Raw genomic sequence first — 2,841 nt, forward strand, 5'->3', positions numbered from 1 at the left:
TTTGCAGGTTGAATTCTGCACCATTGCATTCTTAAGATAGTTCTGCTCAGGAATATTAACGCCTCATGGCGGGTGGATTATGACAGCAATACAGCATATTGAACGCCTAGCACGTGGGCGAAGTGAGCAGGCCGTGGCTGTGATTAAAAACGTGCAGCAGATGTCGAATATTCCCATGCAGGAGATGCAGTTAGCACTCAAGCAATTATTTCAGTGTGGCCGCGTTGCACTGCATTTCCATCCCGACAGAATCGACAGCCGAGGTCTAACAGTCGCTGAAGGGCTTCTACGTGATGGGCAATACCGTAGTCAGTTCGAGACCCATATTTCCAATGGGCAGTTATCGCCTGAGCTTGGAGGACCAAGGGATCATTGGGAAAATCAGCTGTTTGGCGATGTGTATAAAGGAACCAAATCCCGCCCTAAGTATGGCGCTTTAGATTTAGGTATGTGGCAGGATGGCCCCGCCCCGCGTTTTGGCAGTTGTTATCTGCTCACCCACTCACAATTGCTCACGCGTTCGACCTTTACTTACCTTGATTCTTACCGTAATCCTAAGGAAAAGGGGACATTATCTTGTTTTGATGATGTGCTAGCGGCACTGCTGACCGAGAGTTTTGAGCGCCACTATGCCTTGGGTAAAGCGGACTTTAAGCCTCTAAATGTGATCCATTATTTGGCGCATCAGCTTAATTCGTCATTGCTTGCCCGCTTTGAACGCCCGATGTCGACAAATCTTGATCATTATATCGAAGCGCAAATTCACGGTGACGTGTCACTCGATGAAGATATTGCCATGCTGGTGGCCGATCCGAGTTTTAAAGGGACTGAAATCGGGGCAACGTTAACTAAGTTGTGCGACCGTTACGATATTGAGCTGCAATACCATAATGGTTTTAGCCTGCATACGGCACAGATCCCTAGCGATTTCCGTGGACCCACTATGCCATCTCTGGCCGAACGTATTGCGATTGACGACAGCGTCGATGCTTATGCCATTGGGGTTGCTGCACGGGATTTATATCATTCACCACAACACTGGCGAGATCGAGGTAATCGTGCTCAAGTAGCCCATGAACTCAAGCTACTTTGGCATGTGTTAGTCAAATACGGTGGTATTCAGCCTTAGCGCGGAAATAGGGTCACTAAATATGGCGACTTGCGCACTATTGACGTTTTGATTGGGCCCAAAACGTCAACAAGCCTCAGTCATTAGCAACTTGTGTCAACCTTAGTATAGGTCGGAACACCTGTTGTCTCCCATTTATAGTCTATATAACAATTGGTTGAAGATACCTCTGCTTGAGTAGGGGTCGCCAGATTTAACTTTTGCTTTGGGGTTGCAATGACTTGATAGGTGCCGTTGGATGTATAAATACGGTAGGACCAATCATTCACGCTTAAGCCTGCGGCATTAAAAATTTCAGGTGGTGTTGTGTAGCCCGCACTAGGTGCTGTGCCACTACTGCTTGCGGCCCAAGGTTGGTAATTCTCGCCCCGAATACCATCGAAAACCACACGATTAGTCGTACCTGTGTTGGCGATTTCTGATTTTGCCTTGAATAAGGTGACCGCAGACTTCATTGATGCCAATGCACCCGACAACTGACTTTTGTACGCATCAGACTGTAAATTAACAAATTTGGGGGCAGCCACTACAGCCAAAATGCCCAAAATAATAATCACAACAACAAGTTCTATTAACGTGAAACCGGAATGTTTGTTTGTCATTGCTATCTAACTCCTTGAAAATTATTCCTATCTTATCCAACAATTTCGCTAATGACCAGTTAGCTAATATTTTAGTCTTTATCCTCGTTAAATAGGGTTATCCCTAATCAACAAAGATTTTTAAGTTTGATGATATGTGAGAGTGCGAATACGTGGTTCTAGATAAGTGTTTATAGGCGTGAAGTATTTATCTGTGTGAGCTAAATCTGAATTTATTGATCATCATCGCATTTTCGTGAATCTTTTAGCAAAAGATACGTCCAAGGTTTCATCTGTTGGGGATGCCTGCGATACTGCGTCCCTATCGAAGCTTTTCGCTTATTGCAAGTCCTTGGCATTGATTGGTAAGCGTTAGATCGATTTCTACAATTTACTGCAGTGTTGGTTTTGTTGGAGCACCATGGATAAGTCGTTAGAAAAGTCCCTTCTTGTTTGGCTCAAGTCGCAAAAAAAGGCCTGTGGCTGGTTTCTTAAACTTTCGGTCTGGTGTGGAATATTAAGTGCTATTGCATTGATCGTGCAGGCTTATTTAATTGCCACTCTCCTCGATGGTGTGATTATTGGTAATGGATTGCTCGGATTAGGCGCCGATAGCGCTCAGACTGTTATCAGCGCGAGTGATTATCTGCCGCATTTTATGGCCTTGATTGGCTTAATGTTATTGCGAGCAATACTTGCCTATGGCCGCGAGCGTGCCAGTTTTGAAGCGGGTAAACGTTTACGCCAACAGATTCGCAGTGCGGTAATGGATAAATTAACTCGGCTCGGCCCTGCGTTTATTAAAGGCAAACCCGCTGGCAGTTGGGCAAGCATAGTGTTAGAGCAAGTTGAAGATTTACAAGACTTTTATGCTCGTTATTTACCGCAAATGACGCTTGCTGGCGTGATCCCCTTATTGATCCTCATCGCCGTGTTTCCCATCAACTGGGCGGCGGCGCTGATTTTGCTATTAACCGCGCCACTTATCCCGCTGTTTATGATCCTTGTCGGTATGGGCGCTGCTGATGCCAATCGTAAAAACTTCAATGCGTTAGCCAGATTAAGTGGCCACTTTATGGATAGATTAAAAGGGCTTGCGACCTTAAAGCTATTCAATCGAGGCGATGCTGA

General features: G+C 45.4%; 3 protein-coding genes. 2 read left to right on the plus strand and 1 reads right to left on the minus strand.

The features are described 5' to 3' along the window. The first annotated feature begins 79 nt into the window (after positions 1 to 79). On the plus strand, positions 80 to 1,129 hold the full coding sequence (locus L976_RS01895; protein ID WP_037421804.1) for a DUF3626 domain-containing protein: 1,050 nt from the start codon (positions 80 to 82) through the stop codon (positions 1,127 to 1,129). A gap of 83 nt (positions 1,130 to 1,212) precedes the next feature. Here the strand turns inward: L976_RS01895 and L976_RS01900 are convergent, their stop codons facing one another. Further along, on the minus strand, positions 1,213 to 1,731 hold the full coding sequence (locus L976_RS01900) for a type II secretion system protein (protein WP_047533654.1): 519 nt from the start codon (positions 1,729 to 1,731) through the stop codon (positions 1,213 to 1,215). A 400-nt stretch (positions 1,732 to 2,131) separates the two neighbouring features. Between L976_RS01900 and L976_RS22195 the strand changes: the two genes are divergently transcribed. Then, positions 2,132 to 2,841 (plus strand): ABC transporter transmembrane domain-containing protein (locus L976_RS22195; RefSeq protein ID WP_269430379.1); only part of this gene is annotated, 710 nt, incomplete at its 3' end.

Source organism: Shewanella sp. ZOR0012 (genome assembly GCF_000798835.1).
Classification (GTDB): Bacteria; Pseudomonadota; Gammaproteobacteria; order Enterobacterales; family Shewanellaceae; genus Shewanella; species Shewanella xiamenensis.

What these genes read in the sequence shown, in the direction of transcription:
- L976_RS01900 (WP_047533654.1), bottom strand. Translation starts at nt 1,731, where the DNA reads ATGACAAACAAACATTCCGGTTTCACGTTAATAGAACTTGTTGTTGTG.
- L976_RS01895 (WP_037421804.1), top strand. Translation starts at nt 80, where the DNA reads ATGACAGCAATACAGCATATTGAACGCCTAGCACGTGGGCGAAGTGAG.